This is a genomic window from Oceanospirillum sp. (genome assembly GCF_048265165.1).
Taxonomy (GTDB): Bacteria; Pseudomonadota; Gammaproteobacteria; order Pseudomonadales; family Halomonadaceae; genus Oceanospirillum.
Genome location: NZ_JBLXCD010000003.1, coordinates 262067 through 283924, shown reverse-complemented (window position 1 = coordinate 283924; position 21858 = coordinate 262067). Strand labels below are relative to the sequence as shown.

Here is a 21858-nt window from a genome sequence, read left to right as displayed (position 1 = left end):
ATTTTACATTAGAGTCTTTCATCTGTTTATTTATCGACAAGAGCCATCTGTTATGAGCCAAAAGCCAGTCACCAATACACAGTCTGAGTCATCTGAAAATCCGGATCGATATAGCATAAAGGATCTGACCTATCTGATGGCGCGTCTGCGTGACCCTGAAAGCGGTTGCCCGTGGGATAAGGAGCAGACCTTTGCCACTATCGTTCCTCATACTCTCGAAGAAGCCTATGAGGTCGCCGATACCATTGAGCGTGAGGACTGGAGTCACCTGAAAGAAGAATTGGGTGATCTCCTGTTCCAAGTGATCTACTACAGCCAGATGGCTGATGAGAAAGGTTGGTTTAATCTGGATGATGTAGCGGATGAGCTGGTCACTAAAATGGTAAGACGCCACCCTCATGTTTTTGCCAGCGGGCACTTATATCCTGCGGATAATGAATCGGTGTCAGCGACTGATGTTGATGAAGCTGAGGTCAAGCAGCGCTGGGGTGAGATCAAGGCGGAAGAGAAGGCGAAAAAAGCTGCAACGGAAAACGGCGGGAGTCCACATCATAAGCCTTCTGTTCTGTCGGACATTCCCGTAGGACTACCGGCATTGACCCGAGCGGCCAAGATTCAGAAAAAAGCTTCCAAAGTGGGCTTTGACTGGCCGAATATTCAGGGAGTGCTGGAAAAAGTCCGTGAGGAGCTGGAAGAGGTAGAAGAGGCGGTAGCAGAGAACAATCTGCCGGAAGCGCAAAAGGAGTTTGGTGATCTTCTGTTTGCAGCAACCAATCTCAGTCGTTACCTGAAGAAGGATCCGGAAAGTGCATTAAGAGGAACGAATCGCAAATTTGAATTCCGCTTCGCCTATATTGAACAGCAGCTGCAGAATGCGGGGCTCAGTTTTGATGATGTGGATCTGAAACAGATGGATCACTGGTGGGATGAAGCCAAGCAGCTGGAGGCGCAAGCTCTGTCAGAATAGAAGACTTGGTCCGTCTGATATAAAAAATGACCGCCTGTTATCCTGACTCCAAAGACTCAGGGCAGGCGGCCTACATGGCAAGTCCCGCAGTGATTCTGCAGGAAAATACCGCCTAAGGGAGAAAGGCGGCGATAAAAAAGTTTACTATGCGTTTTCGGGTAATCGAACTGTTTACTCTGAAGCTAAACTAACCTGCAGCTTTAAGTTTCGTATGTTCTTTCAGGTAGTGACGGCTCAGTTCAAGAAATCGAGGGGTTAAACCTTCATCTTCATAGATGGGGTCACCTTCTTCATCGTGGGCCACAACTCTGGTGCCTTTTTCGTAAGGGAAACGTCCCTCCACCTCATCCAGCGCTACCTTAATCAGGTCAGCCAATAGTAGCTCTGGCGGTCGTCGTGGAAAAAGTTCTGCCAGAGCTTTTAAGCGAGCGGCATCTTCAACCGGTAAACGAATACTATAGAGCTCTTCAGTGACCGCCCCGGTGTCATTGCTTTTCCAGTTATGTACCAATTCATTAAATCTCATAAATTTGCTCCCGGTGACGACCTTGATATTAAAGCTGTCGAATAACGACACCTTAAAGATGGCTCAGATTGGGCAAAGTAACCAGTGACATTTGGTTTTTAAACGTAGTAAATGGTATGCAAACGTAGTAAAAAATATTTACGGGCTCGGTCATTACATCTTCCCGTGGTATGAATTTTCCGGACATCATGGAGGTAGCCCATGAATCAGTTACATGAGTCGTTGCGTGATAATGTGCGTGAGCTGGGCGACTACTTAGGGCAAACCATCAGCCATCATATGGGTGATGAATTTTTAGAAAAAATTGAAACCATCCGCCACCTGGCAAAAGCGGATCGCGTAGGTGATCACTCTGACAACAGCTTGCAGGATTACCTCAGTAATCTTTCTGATGATGAGTTATTACCGGTGGCGAGGGCTTTTAATCAGTTTCTGAATCTTGCGAATATTGCAGAACAGCATTACCGTGCCCGATACCGCAAAACAGAGAATTACGAAGCGCTTGAGCAGCACTCTATCGTGACGCTGTTTAACCATCTGGCGACCCAGGATATTTCGCCGGAGGAGATCTGGCAGACCATTACCGATATGCGTATCGATCTGGTGATGACCGCTCACCCCACTGAGGTGAACCGTCGTACATTGATCCAGAAATATGATGCTATCGCAGACAATCTTGATCAGCTGGAAAATGAAAGTCTCTATCTCGATCAGCGAGAGAAAATACAAAACCGTATTCGTCAGCTGGTGGAACAGGCTTGGCATACCGATGAGATCCGACATCAGCGGCCAACACCTGTGGATGAAGCCAAGTGGGGCTTTGTGGTTATTGAGAACTCGCTCTGGCAGGCGGTTCCTGAATTTTATCGTTACCTGAATCAGGGGCTGAAAGCAACAACAGGGCGCTCGTTGCCTCTGGACTGTTCGCCGATTCGCTTCGCTTCCTGGATGGGTGGCGACCGTGATGGCAACCCCAATGTAACCGCCAAGGTAACGCAGGAAGTCCTCTTGTTAGCCCGTTGGATGGCAGCGGACCTCTATTTGCGTGATATCGACCAGCTGCTGAACGAGCTCTCCATGTGGCAGTGTAACGATGATCTGCGCGCCGAAGTGGGTGAGGAAACCAAAGAGCCATACCGTGTACTGCTGCGCGGTCTGCGTCGCCGTTTGCAGGTGACCCAGGAATGGATTGAAGGTCAGCTGGATGGCCATAGCCGCGATGAGCGGCCGGATGCTGTACTGATTGACACCAAAGAGCTGAAAGCTCCTCTTAAGCTTTGTTATCAAAGTCTGATCGACAGTGGTATGTCACGTATTGCGAAAGGTGCACTGCTGGATACCTTGCGGCGTGCGAGCTGTTTTGGTCTTAATCTGCTTAAACTGGATATTCGTCAGGACTCAGGCCGTCATGCGGATGTTATGGCGGAAATTTGTCAGGCATTGGACTTGGGAAGTTATCATGACTGGAGCGAGCCGGAAAAACAGCACTTTTTGCTGACTGAACTGCGTTCCTGCCGTCCTTTGATCCCTCATAATTGGCAACCCTCTGCTGAAGTTCAGGAGGTGATTGATACCTGTCGGGTAGTGGCTCAGCAGTCCGAAGAAGCCCTTGGCAGCTATGTTATCTCCATGGCGCATCATGCTTCGGATGTTTTAGCGGTGCACCTGCTTCTGAAAGAGTGTGGTTGCCCTTTCCCGATGAAGGTTGTGCCCCTGTTTGAGACGCTGGATGATCTGGATCGTTCCTCGGAGGTTATCGGGAGCCTGATGCGCATTGAATGGTATCAGGACCGGATTCGCGGTGAGCAGGAGATTATGATCGGTTACTCGGACTCATCCAAAGATGCGGGGCAGCTTGCCGCAGCTTGGGGGCAGTATCGTGCCCAGGAAGAACTGGTGAAAGTTTGTAAACGCCACGGCGTCCATCTGACTCTTTTCCATGGTCGCGGTGGCACGGTTGGTCGTGGCGGTGGTCCAGCCCGTTCGGCAATTCTCGCTCAGCCGCCGGGCTCTGTCAGTGGCAGCCTTAGAGTGACAGAGCAAGGGGAGATGATACGTTTTAAGTTTGGCTTGCCGGATATTGCCCAGAGGAGCATGGAAATTTATGTTTCCGCTGTGCTGGAAGCCACACTACAGCCGCCACCATCCGTTAAAGCTTTATGGCGTGAAGAGATGAACTTACTGGCTGAGCGTGCTCTGCAGAGCTATCGCCATCAGGTGCGGGATGTACCGGATTTTGTCCCCTATTTTCGTGCGATTACACCTGAACAGGAGTTAGCAAAGCTACCACTGGGTAGTCGACCGGCTAAACGCCGGGCTGACGGCGGCGTGGAAAGTCTGCGGGCAATTCCGTGGATTTTTGCCTGGACTCAGATCCGTCTGATGTTGCCCGCCTGGTTGGGCAGTGATATAGCTCTGTCTGATGCGGTTCAGGAAGGTGAACTGCCTTTAATTCGGGAAATGATGGAGAAGTGGCCATTTTTTACCACCTACATGGATATGTTAGAAATGGTGTTGACGAAGTCTGACGTCAATGTTGCCCGCTATTATGAGAAAAAGCTGGTACCGGAAAAGTTGCATCCCCTGGGTGATGTACTTTGTGCGCGCCTGGATAACCTGAAGCAGACCGTTATGCAGATCCGTGACCGCAAATCACTGCAGGAGCATATGCCTTTGATTGCCGAAGCTGTGCGGGTACGTAATCCTTATATTGATCCTCTGCATGTTTTGCAGGCGGAGCTATTACAGCGAGATCGCTCTCAACCGGGTAATGGACAGGTCGAGCAGGCGTTGATGGTGACGATGGCTGGCATTGCTGCAGGTTTACGTAACACGGGCTAACGCTCCGTGGTTTATATTGATATATGAGCTTTCCCCGGTAGTCCATGCTGCTGGGGATCCGGAGGCAGAATGAAATTAACGAACTCATCGAAGTCCTCGGCCGATGTGCTGAACCATGTGGAGCAGAATACTGCTCCATCTGTGGGAGAGACGAGGCGCACGGATACGGAGCGTGATAGTGCTATGCAGTATCCCTTGGTGGAGCGAGCCCGTCAATTTGCTTCAGATGCTCACGGTCGGCATGAGCAGGTTCGTCGCTATACCAATGAGGATTATATTGTTCATCCACAGGCCGTTGCTGAGCGTGTGGCAGAGTTTCTACCGGAGCCAGAAGTTCTGGCTGCGGCATGGCTGCATGATGTAGTGGAAGACACGGATGTTGATCTGGATGAAATTCGCCACCTGTTTGGCGACGATGTCGCTCTTTTGGTGGAGCAGCTGACTTCGGGGCCGCACAGTGATGACCTCGCGCGTGCGGAGCGAAAGTTGCTTGATCGAATGCAACTTCAGCAAGCTGATAAACGGGCAAAAACGATTAAGCTGGCAGATATCATCGATAATACCAACACAATAGCTGAGCGTGACCCTGAGTTTGCAGCGCTTTACCTGCCGGAAAAATATGCGATGCTTCAGGTGCTAAAGCAAGGCCGTCCTGAGCTGTTTGCTTTAGCCCGTCAGATTATCGAAGAAGGTTTACAGCAACTGGATCAGTTGAGTCAGAAGCCGCCCTATGAAGACGGCTGATTAAAGCGTTGCTTTACTTCATGGAGGATTAACAGACTCTCCGGCACTTCAATATTCAGGCGTTCTGCCTGCTGTACCAGATAACCGTTAATATAGTCGATCTCGGTGATTTTACCCCGCAGGGTATCCTGCAGCATGGAGGATCGGTTTTTCGCTGTACCTTCAATCACGTCCGTTGCCAGCTGCAGCAGTCCCTGTTCTGGTAGTTGTAGCTTTAGTCCTTTCATCACAGCCTCAGTTTCCCGGCACAGAGAGGCTACCCGCTGGTAACGCTCCGGTTGCATCAGATCACCGTTCAGGCACTGGTCCAGCGCCGTCAGACCGTTAATGGCAATGTTGATCGCCAGTTTATTCCACAGTGCCTGGTTTATATCTTCGCAAGCTTCGATAATAAGATCTGTTTGCTCAAGATCTTCAACAACCTGTCGCCAGACCTTTTGGCCTGCTTTATTCAGTGCTCCGACACGGCTGACCCCCTGACCGGCATGGATAACATGCCCAGGGCCTGTTCGGTACGCGCCATCAGTAATGCACACTGCGATAATGGCAAACTCAGGGTATTGCTCTGCTACAGCCTGCTGAGATCCCATGCCGTTTTGCAGCAGGACAATACAGGCGTTATCGGTTAGTGCATGTTTAATACCTGCCACAGCATTCAGAGCATCATGGGCTTTTGTGGCGACAACCAGTCGGCTAATCGATTTTTCCGGGCAGGCTGATGCTGTTGTCAGTCTTGCTTCAAATGCTGTTGCCTGCTCAGCCTGAAAGCGTGTCAGATTCAGGGATTCAGGTGCTGCAACCCCCTCTCTGTGCAGTAGGGTTACCGGGAATCCGGCCTGATTCAGATAGCCCGCCCAAAGGCAGCCCAGCGAACCCGCACCCAATACCGTCCAGTGTGTTTGACTCATGCAATTTATCCAGTTGGCAGAAACAGGGGCGCAAGTATAATGCCTGCAGACAGAATTATTAAGGAGACAAACATGCCATCTTTTGATGTGGTGTCAGAATTGGATATGCACCAGGTGACCAACGCTGTGGATCAGTCTAATCGCGTGGTGAAAAACCGCTTCGACTTTAAGGGGGTCGATGCCAGGTTTTTGCGTAAAGAAAATGTGGTGGAAGTGGTATCTGAGTCTGAATTTCAGGTGCGTCAGATGGTCGATATGCTGCAGGCTGAACTGATCCGCCGTGAAGTGGATGTTAAATGTATGGAGGTCGGTGATATCATTGAAAGTGGCAAAACCGCTAAGGCGATTGTCACCCTTCAGGAAGGTATCGATACCGATACGGCACGTAAAATCGTTAAAATGATCAAGCAGGAAAAACTGAAAGTGCAGGCTGCTATTCAGGGCGATCAGGTACGGGTTACCGGTAAAAAGCGTGATGATCTACAGCAGGTGATCGCCTTTCTCCGGCAGTCTGAGCTGGATATTCCACTTCAGTATCAGAATTTCAGAGATTAGTATTTAGGTTTTTAATAGCATAATTTATATTTTAAATAATAGTAAATATAACGGGGTTCTGATTTGACAGGACCCCGTTTTTTTATGTTAGGGTAGTTACCAAGCTTCTTATCATATTTAGATCCTTGATAAGGTAAATTCTCAGTTAGCTAGTCACTTTTATATTTATATTTTTAATATATTTATATGAGAAGGTGACAAAGGAGTTAATTGAACATGAGTAAGAAAGAAGCCTATCAACAAAAGGTTGAAGCCCAGCTTGATGAATGGAAAGCTGATATTGATAAGCTCAAATCTAAAGCAGATCAGGCCAATGCCTCTGCCCAGGTTGAGTACTATGAGCAGATCGAACAGCTAAAAATCAAGCAGGAAGCAGTATCCAGCAAATTTGAAGAGCTTCGTAATTCCAGCGACGACGCCTGGAGCGATGTCAAATCAGGGCTGGATCTGGCTAAAGAATCCCTCTCTGAAGCCATGGACTCCGCATCAAAACGTTTCAGTTGATCTGTTAATTAATTTTTATAAGATCTGGTTTAATTGATGAATAGTGGAGTTTTTTATATGTTTTTTAAAAGTAATATTTTTAAATTTATTGCCTCTTTTTTATTGTTTTCTATGGCGTCATTTTCTATGGCTGGTAATAAGCAAGATACTGATGTTACTGCCCAGGATATCAAGCAGGAAACGGCAGATGTTGTTGAAACCCTGCAGGCTTATACCCAAGATCAGCAGCAGGAAGCTGTTCAAACAGCCAAACAAGTGATGCAAAGGGCTGATGAGCGTATCAATCGATTGGAAGCTCGGATTGAGAATCGTTGGGATCAGTTAAGCAAGCCCGCTCGTCAGGAAACCCAGGCCGCTCTTAGAGAATTGCGCCGGGAGCGAAATCAGCTGTCTGAATGGTATGGCAGTATGAAAGAAAGTAGCAAAGGTGCTTGGTCTGAGATGAGAAATGGCTTCAATAAAGCGTATCAGTCTATGTCGGATGCATGGCAGGATGCCCAGGAAGAGTATGATCGTGGACAACAGGATGCCTGATTAACACTGTTTTTAGGAAGGCTTGCTTTCCTGAGTCCTTCAAGCCGGGGTGATATCACTCCGGCTTTTTTATGTCCCTTTAACGCTGATTGAGACCTTTCTCTGGCTGAGGCTATCTTCCGATAGCTGGTTAAGTAAGCTCGATCCGCTGCCCTGCAGGCACTATGAGGCGATGGCTTCACTGGCAGCGGCTTCCCCTAAGCAGTTACGTGATCTTTGGATGCAGGGATTGGAATATTAGTCTGTGCTTGTTGGTCAGGCGTTCAGAACCAAGTATTGTGTGGTTCAGGTCTCTGCCTTTAAGTCGGGACAGGTTTTATTTTCAGCGCATAGCTAATGGGGGCTCATTGTGACCTCAGAGTTTGCCGGTGACGCAGGACATGGAGTGGGCCAATGAGTGATGTACTAAGCCTGAAATTTGATCAATATCCTGATCAGGTTAGGCAAAGGCTGCTGGAGCTCCGTGATCTGATCATAAAGACCGCTTTAGAGTTAGATGCCGGAGAGGTTGATCAGGCCCTTAAATGGGGGGAGCCCAGTTTCAGCGTGAAATCCGGTAGCCCTGTCCGAATGGACTGGAAGGAGAAAGCACCTGATCAGTATTACCTGTTTTTCAACTGCAAAACGCGTTTAGTCGAAACCTTTAAAGAGTTGTATCGCGACAGCTTGGCTTTTGAAGGTAATCGTGCAATTGTCTTGTCGTTATCTGAACCTCTGCCGGAGGTTGCTGTAAAACACTGTCTGCAACTGGCCCTGACATATCACTCGGTTAAGCATTTACCGCTGCTCGGTGCTTAGACTCCTGTCTGTTTTTAACCTAATTTATGGAAAAGAAGATGTCTGATATTGCTAGAACCCCGGAACCACCCTATTACGCGGTAATTTTTACCAACCAGAGAACCGAAAGTGATGACGGATATGGCGCGATGGCGGATCGCATGGTTGAACTGGCTGCCGACCAGCCGGGATTTCTGGGTGTGGAATCTGTTCGGGATGGTTTAGGTATCACGGTGTCTTACTGGAAAAGTCTGGAAGCGATTAAACACTGGAAGCAGAACGCAGAACACAAGCAAGCACAGCGGCTGGGACATGAAAAGTGGTACGCCGCCTTTAAGCTGAGAATAGCTAAAGTCGAGCGGGATTATGGCATCTGATCTTAACCTGCGAGGGTTTACTGAACCTGTCCACAGATAGAAAAAGGCCTCAATTGAGGCCTTTGTCCGTCAGTTTAAATCAAACCTTGGTGTCCTTTTGGCACTGATCGCACAGGCCATGCAGTTCCAGCTGCCGCCTTACTAGGGTAAAACCCGCCTCTTCAATGCCGCGATTCAGTTCATTCAGTGTGTCTGGGCTTAGGCTTAACTCTTTTACAGTATTGCACTGATCGCAGATCAGAAACTTAGGCGGCTGGTGAGGGTGGTCGCAGCGAATATGATGACAGGCCAGAAACTGATTGGTAGTTTCCAGTTTATGCACAAAACCGTTGTCGAGCAGAAAGGTAAGAATCCGGTAGGCACTCATGGCCGGTAGGTTTTCGGAGTAATCTACCCGAAACTGCTCAACCACGTCGTAAGCGGACAGGGGGTTATTAGCTTCCAGCAAAACACGCAGAACCTTTTCCCGTTTTGGAGTCAGGCGAACACCGGATTGTTGGCAATAGTTTAAAGCATGGCTAATAGTCTTCTCAACATCCTGCTTAATCATATCCCTGGCTCCTTCTTCCCGAATTTACGGCGTTTTTAACAGAGGAATTATTTTTTATAGCGTGTTTATTATCAGCCATTGGCTGGCCTGTATCAGAGGCTGAGTATTTGTTATCTGTTCCAGAATATTGCTGTTCCTGATCACTGTGGCTATGCCAGTCAGAGAAGTGGCGTAGTAGCCAAAGACCCGGTAGTGCGATCAGAGTGCAAAGGATAAAAAACTCTGTCCAGCCAACAGCTTCGGCAAGAAAACCACTGGGTGCCGAGATCAGCGTACGGGGAACTCCCATCAGGCTGGTGAGCAAGGCGTACTGAGTGGCGGTAAAGCGTTTGTCGGTCAGTGATGCCATAAAGGCCATATAGGCAGCGGTGCCCATTCCGGCGGTGAGATTCTCAAAACCGATCACCGCGGCCAGCATGTTCAGGTTGTAGCCCACCTCTGCCAGCAGAGCAAAACCTGCGGTACTGGCCATCTGCAGAATACCAAACAGCCAGAGTGCGCGATAAATGCCCAGTCTGATGATCAGGGCGCCACCGAGAAATGCACCAATCAGAGTTGCCCAGAAACCAAAAAATTTAACGGTATAACCGATCTCTTCTGAGCTAAACCCCAAATCGACATAGAAGGGGCTGGTCATGGCGCTGGCCAGTGTATCGCCTAATTTATAGAGCAAAATAAACAGTAGGATGGTCCAAGCACTGTCCCGGGTGAAATATTCTTTGAAAGGCTCAACAACAGCAGCTTTAAGGCTGGAAGGAGGTGGAGCAGTAACCTGAGGCTCCGGGGCCATCAGTGTAGTCACCATACCGATACCCATGCAAAGCCCCATCAGCATATAAACCGCTGCAAAGCCAATACTGTCAGCTAAGATCAGCCCGCCTCCGGAAGCGAGTAGCATACCGGTACGGTAACCGTAGACGTAGAGGCTGGAACCCATACCCAGTTCATTTTCATGCAGATGTTCCCGGCGATAGGCGTCAATGACAATATCCTGGCTGGCGCTGAAGAAGGTGACCAATAGGGCCAGGAAAGCGATCAGCCAGGGGGATGAGGCAGGGTCAGACAACCCAAGGCTTGCGATAGAGAATGCGAGCAGGAGTTGAATCAGAAGTAGCCATCCGCGGCGGCGTCCGAGAAACGGCAGAGTAAAGCGATCCAGAAAGGGGGCCCAGACAAATTTCAGGGTATAGGGTAAACCGACCAAAGCCATCATGCCGATGGTTGAAAGATCGACACCTTCCTGGCGCATCCAGACCTGAAGTACTGATATGGTGAGTAGCAGTGGCATGCCGCTTGAAAAGCCCATGACAAAGGTGACCAGCATCCTGCGATTGAAGCAGGCTGCCATAAGACCTTTAAAGTTGAGTCGTGGGTTTTGTTGTGAGGTCAAATTCGTATCCAGTTTCTGTCGGGCCAGCGTTTATTATTGAGGTGAGTCGTCCGGCCAATAACGTCAAAACCAACCATTGTACGCAAGAACCCTTGCTGTGCCGAGGGGCAAAGCTATTGTTATACTGCGGCACATTAAATGACTTTGTATTTCGGGGGCTTTTTCTATGAATTAGCTTTCTGATGAATTGACTTCCGCTGAAAGAGTCGCAGAACGGCGGCGGTGGATAAAAAAGGTAAAAATGATGTTGGCGGATTTTAAGGTAGCAGGCGTGCAGATGGTTTCCGGTGAGGATTTGGAGCAGAATCTGAAACGGGCAGAATACTGGGTGACTCAGGCGGCGGAGCAGGGGGCAAAACTGATTGCTTTGCCGGAATATTTTACTCTGTTGCACCATGATGAACGAGCCAAGTTTGAGATCGCTGAGGCTTATGGTGACGGACCGATTCAGCAGCGTTTGGCGAGCCTGGCCCGCAAGCTTAACATCTGGCTGGTGGCCGGATCCCTGCCGCTAAAAGGTAGGCAGAACGATCATGTTACCAATACAACCCTGGTCTTTGACTCTGAAGGTTTGTGCGTCGCCCGTTATGACAAGATCCATCTGTTCAGTTTTCAAAAAGGTGAGGAGTGTTATAACGAATCTGCCAGTATTGAAGCGGGCACTCAGCCAGTTTGCTTTGATACGCCCTGGGGGAGGGTTGGTCTCGGTATTTGTTACGACCTTCGCTTTCCTGAGCTTTTCCGTGGGCTGGATAATGTCGATCTTCTGATTGTGCCGTCTGCCTTTACGGTGCCAACCGGTCGCGCCCATTGGGAGGTGTTACTGAAAGCCCGTGCGGTGGAGAATCAATGTTTTCTGCTGGCTCCGGCTCAGGGTGGCCATCATGAAAGTGGCCGCAAAACCTGGGGACACACAATGACTCTTGACCCCTGGGGTGAGAAGCTGGCTGAGCTTGAAACCGGTGAAGGCATTATCGTAGCGGAACTCAGAGTCAGTCGCTTTGTTGAGGTGCGTCAGCAGTTGCCCAGTTGGTTGCATCGACGCCTGTAAACTGATGGCTGCAAGGTACTTGTCATCACTACCTATGATTCCTTTTGCACGCTTAGTTCTGTGGAATAAACGTAAAGTTTTATCTGCAGAGGCCTGATAACTGGCCCGAAGGGCTGTTGGTCTGGCAGCCCCTAGACTATAATTGTCAGCAATTATTTTTCCCATTCATCATCACAGGATAGAACGGAAAACCATGACTGTTCGCACCCGTATTGCTCCATCACCAACCGGTGATCCCCATGTTGGTACTGCTTATATTGCTTTGTTTAATCTGGCTTTTGCCAGAAAGCATGGTGGTAAATTTATTCTGCGTATTGAAGATACTGACCAGACCCGCAGCAGTGCAGATTCGGAACAGATGATCTTTGATTCCCTGCGTTGGCTGGGCCTCGATTGGGATGAGGGGCCGGATGTTGGTGGTGAATACGGCCCATATCGACAGTCTGAGCGTAAGCATATGTATGCAGACTATGCCTATCGCCTGGAAAAAGAAGGTAAGGCATTCCGCTGTTATCGTACCAGTGAAGAGCTGAATGAACTGCGCGAAGCCCGTAAAGCTGAAGGCAAACATACTGCGTTGAAGCAAAGTGATCTGGCATTGCCTGCTGAGGAAGTAGCTGCCCGTGAAGCTGCTGACGCACCTTACGTGATTCGCATGTGCGTACCGGAAGAAGGTGTTTGTCAGGTTGAGGATATGCTGCGCGGTACGATTGAGATTGACTGGGGGCAGATCGATTGTCAGATCCTGCTTAAGGCGGATGGCATGCCGACCTACCACCTTGCAAATGTGGTGGATGATCATCTGATGAAGATCACTCATGTACTCCGTGGCGAAGAGTGGATCAACTCGGCACCTAAGCATAAGTTGCTGTATGAATATTTCGGCTGGGATATGCCGGTTCTGTGTCATTTCCCATTACTGCGTAATGCGGATAAATCTAAGTTGTCCAAACGTAAGAACCCGACTTCAATCAACTTCTATCGTCGTATGGGCTTCTTGCCCCAGGCGGTTGTGAACTATCTCGGGCGTATGGGTTGGTCGATGCCGGATGAGCGTGAGCGCTTCTCGCTGGATGAGATGATTGAAAACTTTGATATACAGCGGGTTTCATTGGGTGGCCCGGTATTTGATGTTGAGAAACTGTCCTGGCTGAATGGTTTGTACATCCGTGAGACACTGGATGATCAGCAGTTTATGCAGGAAGTGATGAAATGGGCCTTTAATCCTGAGTATGTCAGTCAGATCATTCCTCAGATTAAAGGTCGAGTGGAAACCTTTAGTGATATCGCACCGTTAGCAGGCTTCTTCTTCTCCGGTATGTTGCCAATTAATGAAGAAAGCTTTGCCCATATCAAGACGGAAAAAGCCGATCTTGTGAAGCAGCTGCAGTTCACGTTATGGCAGATGGAAGCGCTCCGTGAGTGGAATAAAGATAATATCTTTGCTGACGTGAAGATGTTGTCAGATCACTTTGAAGTGAAAATAAAAGAGTTCCTTCAGCCTATTTTTGTTGCTATTGCAGGCTCTGCAACCTCCTCTTCTGTTTTGGACTCTATGGCGATTATCGGGCCTGATATGACCCGTGCCCGTCTTCGTCACGCGGTTGAGGTTTTGGGTGGTGTTTCCAAAAAGCAAACCAAGAAGCTGGAAAAAGAGTTTGCTGCGCTAAACCAGTAAGCTAATTCTTGTGCCGGATAAACCTTTCTGGCTAACCGGTTGATTTGTCAGTATAAGTTTTCTTAAAAAATGCCGTTTTTTTAGAAAAAAAGTATTGACCAGTGCGGGGCGGATCAGTATTATTCGTCCCGTACTTGAGACGGGGCCTTAGCTCAGCTGGGAGAGCGCAACACTGGCAGTGTTGAGGTCAGCGGTTCGATCCCGCTAGGCTCCACCAATCTCTCGTATGATTTTAAAATCATGCCCGTAAGAGTGTGGTTTTGAAGTGTTATGCGTCCCATTCGTCTAGTGGCCTAGGACACCGCCCTTTCACGGCGGTAACAGGGGTTCGAACCCCCTATGGGACGCCACTTTTCTTCTGAAGATTGAGTTGAAAAGAGATAACGATACCGCCTGATAGGCGGTTTTTTTATGCCTGAAATATAGCTTCTATACCTGAAATGGCGTGTTCCCCTACCTATACATCTCTTTTGCTTAAGCCTCTCTCTGCTTAGGTCTTTTAGTCCATCATTAGTAATCTGTTAATAAAGTATTTGGCGGGGTCTTCCGGACGGGCAATGGTGCCGACGCTGGCGGAGCTGATCGGATCGGTTAAATCAAAATCGTCCGGCGTAATAAGTTGTTTTTTATCAGCATCGTAAATAACGCGAACCATTGCGGGTTTAGAGGTTTCCTCATCCAGTGTCAGAACAAAGCCTAGCTTGTTGCTTGATAGGCGAACAAAAGAACCTACAGGCATAAGTCCAATGCACTTGATAAAGCGTTGTACCATTAGCCTATCAAACTGCTTATCGCTATTCATGAGTGTTTTAAAGGCCAGGGCAGGCAATACACCTTTTGCGTAGTTGCGGTCGGTAGTCATGGCATCGTAGGCATCAACAATACCAGCCATTCGGGCAAGGCCTGATATTTTGTCAGCCTTAAGCTGGCGCGGATAGCCTGAACCATCAAGCCTTTCTGTGTTACCCAATACAACGGCGATTACTTCTTTCGGGATATTGTCCGATGCCTCCGTGAGTGCCTTGTGAGTTGTGATGACATGCCGCTGCATGCTTTTCAGCTCCTGGGTATTCAGTCTATCAGGCTTGAATACAACCATGCTGGGTAAAGTAGCCTTGCCTATATCATGTAGAAGGCCTGCGTAGATAAGGTCGGCAAGCTTGCCCTGGTAGCCCATGCTTTTGGCAAAGTGAGCCAAATGAATGCCAAAGCTGACGCTGTGCTGAGGAATATAGTCCTGAGCATCGCGCAGTGTTGTTAGTGCTAATAAAACATGTGGATTTTGTTCTAGAGCGCTGGCCAGCTGTTCGGATATTTCGATTGCAGGCTGAAGTTTAAGAGTTGTTTTCTGTTTAACCTGGGCTAAGAGGCCTTTGACAGCGGCAATAGCGTTTGTGTGGTAAATGCGAAACTCTTTGAAAAGTTCCTGCAGTCTGGCTTTCTCTTTCTGCTGTTTAAGTTCGTTAATACCGCTCTGAAGAGAGTTGTCCTCAATCTGTTCTTTTACGGACTCGTCGGTAGTCTTATTGTTGCTATCGGTAGTTGCATCTGATGCTTTATTTTTTTTGCCTGTGGCTCCGGCATTGCTTTCATCTTCATTTTCTTCAATGGGCTTTGGCTCATAAAGAGGGGAGATGTAGCGTGCGCTGCCATCGCTGGAACGACGGGCAACTTCCCGTTGTATTTCGGCAACGGCGTAGGAGACTTTGCGCTCTTCCATTGGTGGTAGATCAACAAACAGGCAGCCGCAACTTGAGCGATCCTTTTTGTTATCATAGCCAACGTGGCGAACCTGAATTGCAGTGCTGACCGATAATTGATTAGGGAAGGTTATTGAGCAGGAGTCAAGAACGATTTGGTTGCCAAGAGTGTCCCTGTAATCGCCGTCTATCTCAATCTGGCAGCCCTGGGCAGAGATGTCTTTCAGTTCGCCAATGACGGGGTTTGCCAGACCCTTAGAGTCCAGTATTGCGTCAATAATAACGCCACGGCGAATCTGGGCCCGATAAAACTGTCGGCGCTGAAAATAATCGAGTTCGTCGGGAAAAGGAACCTTGTAGATGGCTTCTCCGTCCTGGATCCCTTTGCCTGCTGCCTTCAGGGTCGATGATGCTATTCTGCAACCATCGTAGTAGGCTTCGAACATAAACGCGCCACTTTTTGCCATCATTCTGTCACCCCAATTAGGAGTAACCTGGTCGATAATAAAGTGGCGATTTTTCAGGTCAACCTTCAGGATAATGGTGCTATACACACCTTCGACCGTATTAAAGTGTAATTTTAGCGGGATATGATGATCTTTCAGGCGGTTGAGAAGCCCGTAAATGCTTTCAGGTTTAGTCAATAGCTGGCCCTGTGGCTCAGATTGATTGTCCTGTTGTGCGATGGGGGTCTCCGTTGCCAAGGTATCAAATCCTCTTTGTCTGAATGGCTAATTTGTTTTCGCGGAAAGAAAACACCTTATAAAATCAAAAAGCTAAATTGTACACTTAAAATTGTATCTGGAAATTACATAAAAAAGTATTTAATCGGTCGCTTTCAGGCGTTTTAGCAAGCTGGACGTATCCCAGCGTCCGCCCCCCATTGCCTGTACTTCGCTGTAGAACTGGTCAACAAGTGCGGTAGCAGGTAGTTTAGCCTGAATCTTACGCCCCTGGCTTAGACAGATATCAAGGTCTTTGCGCATCCAGTCTACCGCAAAGCCGTGCTCATACTGATCGTTGATCATGGTCTGGTGTCGGTTGATCATCTGCCAGGAGCCTGCGGCACCTTTGGATATCACATCAATAACCTTATTCTGGTCGAGTCCGGCTTTTTCGGCGAAGTAGAGCCCTTCAGACAAGCCTTGTACCAGTCCGGCTATACAGATCTGGTTGACCATTTTAGTGAGCTGACCTGCGCCGACTGAGCCCATTAAGGTGACGGCCTGTGCATAGATTGACATGATCGTTTCTGTTTTCTCAAAAACGGTATTTTCACCGCCGCACATGATCGTTAGCTTGCCGTTCTCAGCTCCTTGTTGGCCGCCGGATACAGGAGCATCGATAAAGTGTAAGCCAGCTCCACGACATGCGGTGTCGAGTTCAACGGCAAGCTCTGCTGAGGCTGTTGTATGGTCGATCAGGATGCTGCCGGCTTTCATGTTTTCAATAACGCCGTTTTTAGCAACGGTGACACTGCGTACATCATCGTCATTACCAACGCAGCAAAATACAATATCGGCATCTCTGGCGGCTTCAGCGGGGGTTGCGCCAAAAGTGCCGCCGAAAGTTTCGGCCCATTGTTTTGCTTTGCTGGAGGTCCTGTTATACACGCAGACCTTGTGACCTGCGCTTGCCAAGTGGCCTGCCATTGGATAGCCCATAACGCCTAGGCCGATAAATGCGAGGTTAAGTGTCATTGTTGTTATTCCTCTTTCTTGCTGTGATGATAAGAATATTGTTTCTGATAATAAAAAAAGGGCTGCAAAGCAGCCCTTTTTTTGGAACCGATTTTTGCTTATTTAGCAGGATAATCGCGCATATCGGAACCTTTGTACAGCTGGCGAGGGCGGCCGATCTTGTTGTCGCCGCTTACCATTTCTTTCCAATGGGAGATCCAGCCAACAGTTCGAGACAGTGCAAAAATCACTGTGAACATATTGGTTGGGATACCCAGGGCTTTCAGGATGATACCGGAATAGAAGTCTACGTTCGGATAAAGTTTACGCTCGATAAAGTACTCATCTTCCAATGCAATCTCTTCTAAGCGCTTAGCGATATGTAGCTGAGGGTCGTTTTCCAGCCCAAGTTCTTTCAGAACTTCGTCGCAGGTTTCTTTCATTACTTTTGCCCGAGGGTCGAAGTTGCGATAAACGCGATGACCGAAGCCCATCAGGCGGAATGGGTCGTCTTTATCCTTTGCCTTGGCGATAAAGTGCTGAATGTTTTCTTCGGAGTCTTCACCAATCTCATCCAGCATGGTCAGGACAGCTTCGTTTGCTCCGCCATGGGAAGGGCCCCATAGGGCTGCAATACCTGCCGCGATACAAGCGAAAGGATTCGCACCGGTTGAGCCTGTAAGGCGTACAGTTGAAGTTGAGGCGTTCTGCTCATGATCCGCATGGAGCATAAAGATGCGATCCATCGCCTTGGCCAGAACAGGATTTGGTACGTATTCTTCACAAGGGGTGCTGAACATCATGTGCAGGAAATTTTCTGCATAGCTCAGATCGTTGCGTGGATAGACAAATGGTTGGCCTGTTGAGTATTTGTAGCACATTGCGGAAATCGTCGGCATTTTAGCGATTAAGCGGAATGCAGATACTTCGCGGTCCCGTGGATTTTTGATATCCAGGGAGTCATGGTAGAACGCAGATAGTGCGCCAACAACGCCGCATAAGATTGCCATGGGGTGAGCATCACGCCGGAAGCCTTTAAAAAATTGAGCCAGTTGCTCGTGCACCATGGTGTGATAGGTGATGGTGGACTCAAAGTTTTTCTTTTCTTCCGAGCTGGGTAGTTCGCCGTTAAGCAGAAGGTAGCACAGTTCTATGTAGTCAGACTGTTTTGCCAGTTGGTCGATCGGATAACCTCGGTGTAGTAGAACACCTTTGGCGCCATCAATATAGGTGATCGCTGATTCACAGGATGCTGTGGAAACGAAGCCGGGGTCGTAGGTGAACATTCCCTTGGAGGTCAAGCCGCGTACGTCGATAACGTCAGGGCCAACAGTGCCGTTATAAATTGGCAGTTCAATTGGATCATCAAGCCCTGGTACCGTCAGGATCGCTTTCTTGTCAGCCATTATGGCCTCCTTTCTAATTGTTAATTCATACTTGCCATGCCCAAAATCGCGGACTGCACAAATATAGAAGGATAAGCAGGATTGTCAATTACCCAAAAAGGTAGCAGTAAAGCAGGTAATGGTTGTTAAAATCAATGACCCATCGGACGTGTGGCGTTTTCGTGGAATTATGGCCCAGCTATGCCTTTGGTTTTATTGTAATCAGAATAGCGAGTCACTATAATTCCTGCCGCACGATTGGCGGTGGTGCGGCCTTATATAAATAAGTTAATGAAATGGGTTTTTTTGCCTTTTTTATGCTTCTATATATAAGGATGCAACCACCTGAAACCATAAGCCCTATGAAAGGGCATAGAGAGTGTGTAAGAGCCGTGAATAGCAAAAGACCTGTAAACTTAGATCTAGCAACTATTAAGCTCCCTCTCCCTGCATATACTTCGATTCTGCACCGTATCACGGGTGTCATTCTGTTTGTCGGACTGGCGTTCATGTTCTGGGCTTTTGATGCTTCTCTGGAATCAGAGCAAAGCTTCAATGCAGTTAAAGAAACTCTGCAGGAGGGTGCATTCGCCAAGTTTGTACTCTGGGGACTTCTTTCCGCACTGGCCTACCATGTGGTAGCAGGTATCAAACATCTATTTATGGATGTAGGTATCGGTGAAACACTGGAAGGGGGTCAGCTGGGTGCCAAGCTGACGCTGGTGATTTCTGTAATTCTGATTGTACTGGCAGGAGTGTGGGTATGGTAACCAACGTAACGAATTTCGGTCGTAGCGGCGTGTCGGATTGGTTGTTACAGCGTTTCAGTGCGGTTGTTCTTGCTCTGTACAGTGTTTTTATCGTTGGTTATTTTCTGACGACTTCTGATCTGGACTATGCCCAGTGGTCTGCGTTTTTCCAGCAAACCTGGGTTCGCATTTTTACGTTCCTGGCTATCCTGTCTATTGCTGCCCACGCCTGGATTGGTTTGTGGACTATTTCCACTGACTATCTAAAGGCAGCGGGGATCCGTTTTGTCTTCCAGGCAGTATGTAACCTAGCCCTCTTTACCTATGTGGTATGGGGTGTTCAAGTTCTTTGGGGAGCGTAAGGAATGACTGCAAATCTACGTACACTGAATTTTGATGCCATTATCGTTGGTGGTGGTGGTTCCGGCATGCGTGCTGCTCTGCAGCTTTCGCAGTCGGGCAAGAAAACTGCCCTGATTACAAAAGTGTTTCCAACCCGGTCCCATACCGTATCGGCTCAGGGTGGTATCACTTGTGCAATCGCAAGTGCAGATCCGAACGATGATTGGCGATGGCACATGTACGACACTGTAAAAGGGTCGGACTATATTGGCGACCAGGATGCAATTGAGTACATGTGTTCTGAAGGACCAAAAGCGGTTTTTGAACTGGAGCATATGGGGCTGCCTTTCTCCCGTTTCGATAATGGCCGTATCTATCAGCGTCCTTTCGGTGGTCAGTCTAAGAACTTCGGTGAAGGTGGTCAGGCTGCGCGTACCTGTGCTGCTGCAGACCGTACTGGTCATGCTCTGCTGCACACTCTGTATCAGGCTAACCTGAAAAATAACACGGTATTCCTGAATGAATGGTATGCCGTGGACTTGGTTCGAAATGAGTCCGGTGACATCTGTGGTGTGATCGCACTGTGTATCGAAACTGGCGAAACTGTATTTGTTAAAGCAGCGGCGACTGTGCTGGCAACCGGTGGTGCAGGCCGTATTTACGCGTCTACTACTAATGCGTTGATCAATACTGGTGACGGTGTAGGCATGGCTCTGCGTGCCGGTATTCCGGTTCAGGATATTGAAATGTGGCAGTTCCACCCGACAGGTATTGCTGGTGCGGGTGTACTGGTTACTGAAGGTTGTCGTGGTGAAGGTGGCTATCTTGTAAACAAAGATGGTGAGCGCTTCATGGAGCGTTATGCGCCTAACGCGAAGGACCTTGCCGGTCGTGATGTTGTGGCCCGCTCCATGGTTATGGAGATTCTGGAAGGTCGTGGTTGCGGTGAGAATGGTGACCATGTATTCCTGAAACTGGATCACCTGGGTGAAGAGGTTCTGAATAAGCGCCTGCCAGGTATCTGTGAGCTGTCTAAAACATTTGCCCATGCGGATCCGACTAAAGAACCTGTACCGGTTGTTCCTACCTGTCACTACATGATGGGCGGTGTACCGACTAATGTTCATGGTCAGGCGCTGACCCAGGACAAAGACGGTAACGATCACATCATTAATGGTCTGTACGCTGTAGGTGAAGTTGCATGTGTTTCCGTGCACGGTGCGAACCGTCTGGGTGGTAACTCTTTGCTTGATCTGGTTGTATTTGGTCGTGCTGCGGGTATCCATATCGAGAAAGCTTTGAGCGAAGGTCTGACTGACGCTGATGTTAACGAAGCTGATATCGAACGGGCTATGGCACGGATGAATCGCTGGAATGAGTCGAATGATGGCGAAAGCGTAGCGGCTCTGCGTGCTGAGCTGCAGCAAACCATGCAGAACTACTTCGGTGTATTCCGTACAGAAGAGTACATGCAGAAAGGTATTCAAGAACTGGCTTCCCTTCGCGAGCGTATAGCTAATGCGAAGCTGGACGATAAGTCTCAGGCGTTTAACACCGCGCGTATTGAAGCTCTTGAACTGGATAACTTGCTTGAAGTTGCGGAAGCAACGGCTATTACAGCTGAATACCGTAAAGAGAGCCGCGGTGCTCACGCACGTGATGATTATCGTGATCGTGATGATGAGAACTGGCTGAAGCACTCAATGTACTTCCCGGCTGATAAGCGTGTTGGTAAGCGTGATGTTAATTTCTCGCCGAAAACTGTACCGACGTTTGAACCGAAAGTACGTACTTACTAATTTACGGGAGTTAGCCTAATGCTGGTTGTTAGTGTATACCGCTATAATCCGGAAAAAGATTCTGCTCCGTACATGCAGGAGTTCAATATCGACACTAAAGGCGCTGACGTCATGGTGTTGGATGTTCTTAGCATGATTAAAGAGCAGGATAATACGTTTGCTTACCGTCGTTCTTGCCGTGAAGGTGTTTGCGGTTCCGATGGTATGAATATGAATGGTAAGAATGGCCTTGCCTGTATCACACCTCTTTCTGAGGTTGTGACTGCGGATAAACTGGTCATTCGTCCTCTGCCAGGTCTTCCGGTTATTCGGGACATGGTGGTTGATATGTCTCTGTTCTACAAGCAATATGAGCGCATCAAGCCTTATCTGCTGAATGATACTCCGGCTCCGGCTATTGAGCGTCTGCAAGCACCTGAAGATCGTGATAAACTTGATGGATTGTACGAGTGTATTCTCTGTGCATGTTGTTCAACGGCTTGTCCGTCGTTCTGGTGGAATCCTGATAAATTTGTAGGCCCATCCGGTCTGCTGCAGGCATACCGCTTCCTGATCGACAGCCGTGATACTCAGACTCGTGAACGACTGAGTGAACTGGACGATCCGTTCAGTGTATTCCGTTGTCGCGGTATTATGAACTGTGTAAGTGTGTGTCCAAAAGGCTTGAATCCAACAAAAGCCATTGGCCACATCCGTGACATGTTGTTGCGTGACGCAACCTAGTCATACCGCAGCTCATCAATACAATAATAAAGCTATTGTGTCAGCCAAAAGGCTGACACCTGTGGTCGCTAAAGCCGGT

21 protein-coding genes and 2 tRNA genes are annotated in these 21858 nt (G+C 48.5%); 16 read left to right on the top strand and 7 right to left on the bottom strand.

Annotated features, from left to right (window positions below):
• Positions 1 to 52: 52 nt before the first annotated feature.
• The gene (mazG, locus tag ACN0R8_RS08300) at positions 53 to 967 is read left to right on the top strand and encodes a nucleoside triphosphate pyrophosphohydrolase (RefSeq protein WP_417596615.1); all 915 of its coding nucleotides are present in this window, start codon (positions 53 to 55) and stop codon (positions 965 to 967) included.
• A 187-nt stretch (positions 968 to 1154) separates the two neighbouring features.
• On the opposite strand, the gene ACN0R8_RS08295 is transcribed toward mazG, so the two are convergent.
• A complete protein-coding gene (locus ACN0R8_RS08295) occupies positions 1155 to 1493 on the bottom strand; it encodes a type 1 pili tip component (protein WP_417596614.1) in 339 nt (112 codons plus the stop codon).
• A gap of 201 nt (positions 1494 to 1694) precedes the next feature.
• On the opposite strand from ACN0R8_RS08295, the gene ppc reads away from it, so the two are divergent.
• Together ppc and ACN0R8_RS08285 are read left to right on the top strand one after the other, a co-directional pair.
• Positions 1695 to 4334 carry a phosphoenolpyruvate carboxylase gene (gene ppc / locus ACN0R8_RS08290; protein WP_417596613.1) on the top strand — a complete coding sequence of 880 codons (2640 nt, stop codon included), beginning with the start codon at positions 1695 to 1697 and terminating at the stop codon, positions 4332 to 4334.
• 69 nt (positions 4335 to 4403) lie between these two features.
• The gene (locus ACN0R8_RS08285; protein ID WP_417596612.1) at positions 4404 to 5078 is read left to right on the top strand and encodes an HD domain-containing protein; all 675 of its coding nucleotides are present in this window, start codon (positions 4404 to 4406) and stop codon (positions 5076 to 5078) included.
• On the opposite strand, the gene ACN0R8_RS08280 is transcribed toward ACN0R8_RS08285, so the two are convergent.
• On the bottom strand, positions 5063 to 5986 hold the full coding sequence (locus tag ACN0R8_RS08280) for a ketopantoate reductase family protein (protein WP_417596611.1): 924 nt from the start codon (positions 5984 to 5986) through the stop codon (positions 5063 to 5065). The two genes, ACN0R8_RS08285 and ACN0R8_RS08280, sit on opposite strands and share 16 nt — an antisense overlap.
• A 72-nt stretch (positions 5987 to 6058) precedes the next feature.
• On the opposite strand from ACN0R8_RS08280, the gene ACN0R8_RS08275 reads away from it, so the two are divergent.
• The 5 genes from ACN0R8_RS08275 to ACN0R8_RS08255 all read left to right on the top strand — a co-directional run bounded on the left by ACN0R8_RS08275 (position 6059) and on the right by ACN0R8_RS08255 (position 8733).
• On the top strand, positions 6059 to 6541 hold the full coding sequence (locus ACN0R8_RS08275) for a YajQ family cyclic di-GMP-binding protein (RefSeq protein ID WP_417596610.1): 483 nt from the start codon (positions 6059 to 6061) through the stop codon (positions 6539 to 6541).
• 216 nt (positions 6542 to 6757) lie between these two features.
• Positions 6758 to 7045, top strand: a complete 288-nt coding sequence (locus tag ACN0R8_RS08270) for a coiled coil domain-containing protein (RefSeq protein WP_417596609.1) — start codon at positions 6758 to 6760, stop codon at positions 7043 to 7045.
• 126 nt (positions 7046 to 7171) lie between these two features.
• On the top strand, positions 7172 to 7579 hold the full coding sequence (locus tag ACN0R8_RS08265; protein ID WP_417596608.1) for a hypothetical protein: 408 nt from the start codon (positions 7172 to 7174) through the stop codon (positions 7577 to 7579).
• Positions 7580 to 7972: 393 nt separating this feature from the next.
• Positions 7973 to 8377: a DUF1801 domain-containing protein gene (locus ACN0R8_RS08260; RefSeq protein ID WP_417596607.1), complete on the top strand. Its 405-nt coding sequence runs from the start codon at positions 7973 to 7975 to the stop codon at positions 8375 to 8377.
• A 38-nt stretch (positions 8378 to 8415) separates the two neighbouring features.
• Positions 8416 to 8733 carry an antibiotic biosynthesis monooxygenase family protein gene (locus ACN0R8_RS08255; protein WP_417596606.1) on the top strand — a complete coding sequence of 106 codons (318 nt, stop codon included), beginning with the start codon at positions 8416 to 8418 and terminating at the stop codon, positions 8731 to 8733.
• Between the two features lie 79 nt (positions 8734 to 8812).
• Here the strand turns inward: ACN0R8_RS08255 and ACN0R8_RS08250 are convergent, their stop codons facing one another.
• Positions 8813 to 9283, bottom strand: a complete 471-nt coding sequence (locus ACN0R8_RS08250; protein ID WP_417596605.1) for a transcriptional repressor — start codon at positions 9281 to 9283, stop codon at positions 8813 to 8815.
• Positions 9276 to 10673, bottom strand: a complete 1398-nt coding sequence (locus tag ACN0R8_RS08245) for an AmpG family muropeptide MFS transporter (RefSeq protein WP_417596604.1) — start codon at positions 10671 to 10673, stop codon at positions 9276 to 9278. Before ACN0R8_RS08245 ends, ACN0R8_RS08250 begins: the two co-directional genes overlap by 8 nt.
• Before the next feature lie 244 nt (positions 10674 to 10917).
• Between ACN0R8_RS08245 and ACN0R8_RS08240 the strand changes: the two genes are divergently transcribed.
• From ACN0R8_RS08240 to ACN0R8_RS08225, 4 genes are all read left to right on the top strand, one after another.
• Positions 10918 to 11724: a carbon-nitrogen hydrolase family protein gene (locus ACN0R8_RS08240; protein WP_417596603.1), complete on the top strand. Its 807-nt coding sequence runs from the start codon at positions 10918 to 10920 to the stop codon at positions 11722 to 11724.
• Positions 11725 to 11917: 193 nt separating this feature from the next.
• Positions 11918 to 13402, top strand: coding sequence for a glutamate--tRNA ligase (gltX, locus tag ACN0R8_RS08235; RefSeq protein WP_417596602.1), 1485 nt, complete (start codon positions 11918 to 11920; stop codon positions 13400 to 13402).
• Between the two features lie 141 nt (positions 13403 to 13543).
• Positions 13544 to 13619: transfer RNA gene (locus ACN0R8_RS08230), tRNA-Ala, on the top strand.
• Between the two features lie 57 nt (positions 13620 to 13676).
• Positions 13677 to 13752 (top strand) — tRNA-Glu (locus ACN0R8_RS08225).
• 149 nt (positions 13753 to 13901) lie between these two features.
• On the opposite strand, the gene ACN0R8_RS08220 is transcribed toward ACN0R8_RS08225, so the two are convergent.
• The 3 genes from ACN0R8_RS08220 to gltA all read right to left on the bottom strand — a co-directional run bounded on the left by ACN0R8_RS08220 (position 13902) and on the right by gltA (position 18187).
• Complete coding sequence (locus ACN0R8_RS08220) at positions 13902 to 15806, bottom strand: HD domain-containing phosphohydrolase (protein ID WP_417596601.1); 1905 nt, start codon at positions 15804 to 15806, stop codon at positions 13902 to 13904.
• A 120-nt stretch (positions 15807 to 15926) separates the two neighbouring features.
• Complete coding sequence (locus ACN0R8_RS08215; protein WP_417596853.1) at positions 15927 to 16841, bottom strand: NAD(P)-dependent oxidoreductase; 915 nt, start codon at positions 16839 to 16841, stop codon at positions 15927 to 15929.
• Positions 16842 to 16900: 59 nt separating this feature from the next.
• Positions 16901 to 18187, bottom strand: a complete 1287-nt coding sequence (gene gltA, locus ACN0R8_RS08210; protein WP_417596600.1) for a citrate synthase — start codon at positions 18185 to 18187, stop codon at positions 16901 to 16903.
• Between the two features lie 371 nt (positions 18188 to 18558).
• Here gltA and sdhC point away from each other — a divergent pair, with 371 nt between their 5' ends.
• Genes sdhC through ACN0R8_RS08190 form a run of 4 tightly spaced genes read left to right on the top strand, consistent with a single transcriptional unit; the run spans position 18559 to position 21779 of the window.
• A complete protein-coding gene (gene sdhC / locus ACN0R8_RS08205) occupies positions 18559 to 18936 on the top strand; it encodes a succinate dehydrogenase, cytochrome b556 subunit (protein ID WP_417596598.1) in 378 nt (125 codons plus the stop codon).
• A complete protein-coding gene (gene sdhD / locus ACN0R8_RS08200; protein WP_417596597.1) occupies positions 18930 to 19277 on the top strand; it encodes a succinate dehydrogenase, hydrophobic membrane anchor protein in 348 nt (115 codons plus the stop codon). Before sdhC ends, sdhD begins: the two co-directional genes overlap by 7 nt.
• Positions 19278 to 19280: 3 nt before the next feature.
• Positions 19281 to 21056, top strand: a complete 1776-nt coding sequence (sdhA, locus tag ACN0R8_RS08195; RefSeq protein ID WP_417596595.1) for a succinate dehydrogenase flavoprotein subunit — start codon at positions 19281 to 19283, stop codon at positions 21054 to 21056.
• 18 nt (positions 21057 to 21074) lie between these two features.
• A complete protein-coding gene (locus tag ACN0R8_RS08190) occupies positions 21075 to 21779 on the top strand; it encodes a succinate dehydrogenase iron-sulfur subunit (protein WP_417596594.1) in 705 nt (234 codons plus the stop codon).
• The last annotated feature ends 79 nt before the right edge of the window (positions 21780 to 21858 follow it).

Excerpts from the sequence above, each read along its gene's own strand:
- mazG (WP_417596615.1), top strand. The coding sequence starts at position 53 with ATGAGCCAAAAGCCAGTCACCAATACACAGTCTGAGTCATCTGAAAAT.
- ACN0R8_RS08295 (WP_417596614.1), bottom strand. The coding sequence starts at position 1,493 with ATGAGATTTAATGAATTGGTACATAACTGGAAAAGCAATGACACCGGG.
- ppc (WP_417596613.1), top strand. The coding sequence starts at position 1,695 with ATGAATCAGTTACATGAGTCGTTGCGTGATAATGTGCGTGAGCTGGGC.
- ACN0R8_RS08285 (WP_417596612.1), top strand. The coding sequence starts at position 4,404 with ATGAAATTAACGAACTCATCGAAGTCCTCGGCCGATGTGCTGAACCAT.
- ACN0R8_RS08280 (WP_417596611.1), bottom strand. The coding sequence starts at position 5,986 with ATGAGTCAAACACACTGGACGGTATTGGGTGCGGGTTCGCTGGGCTGC.
- ACN0R8_RS08275 (WP_417596610.1), top strand. The coding sequence starts at position 6,059 with ATGCCATCTTTTGATGTGGTGTCAGAATTGGATATGCACCAGGTGACC.
- ACN0R8_RS08270 (WP_417596609.1), top strand. The coding sequence starts at position 6,758 with ATGAGTAAGAAAGAAGCCTATCAACAAAAGGTTGAAGCCCAGCTTGAT.
- ACN0R8_RS08265 (WP_417596608.1), top strand. The coding sequence starts at position 7,172 with ATGGCTGGTAATAAGCAAGATACTGATGTTACTGCCCAGGATATCAAG.
- ACN0R8_RS08260 (WP_417596607.1), top strand. The coding sequence starts at position 7,973 with ATGAGTGATGTACTAAGCCTGAAATTTGATCAATATCCTGATCAGGTT.
- ACN0R8_RS08255 (WP_417596606.1), top strand. The coding sequence starts at position 8,416 with ATGTCTGATATTGCTAGAACCCCGGAACCACCCTATTACGCGGTAATT.
- ACN0R8_RS08250 (WP_417596605.1), bottom strand. The coding sequence starts at position 9,283 with ATGATTAAGCAGGATGTTGAGAAGACTATTAGCCATGCTTTAAACTAT.
- ACN0R8_RS08240 (WP_417596603.1), top strand. The coding sequence starts at position 10,918 with ATGTTGGCGGATTTTAAGGTAGCAGGCGTGCAGATGGTTTCCGGTGAG.
- gltX (WP_417596602.1), top strand. The coding sequence starts at position 11,918 with ATGACTGTTCGCACCCGTATTGCTCCATCACCAACCGGTGATCCCCAT.
- gltA (WP_417596600.1), bottom strand. The coding sequence starts at position 18,187 with ATGGCTGACAAGAAAGCGATCCTGACGGTACCAGGGCTTGATGATCCA.
- sdhD (WP_417596597.1), top strand. The coding sequence starts at position 18,930 with ATGGTAACCAACGTAACGAATTTCGGTCGTAGCGGCGTGTCGGATTGG.
- sdhA (WP_417596595.1), top strand. The coding sequence starts at position 19,281 with ATGACTGCAAATCTACGTACACTGAATTTTGATGCCATTATCGTTGGT.
- ACN0R8_RS08190 (WP_417596594.1), top strand. The coding sequence starts at position 21,075 with ATGCTGGTTGTTAGTGTATACCGCTATAATCCGGAAAAAGATTCTGCT.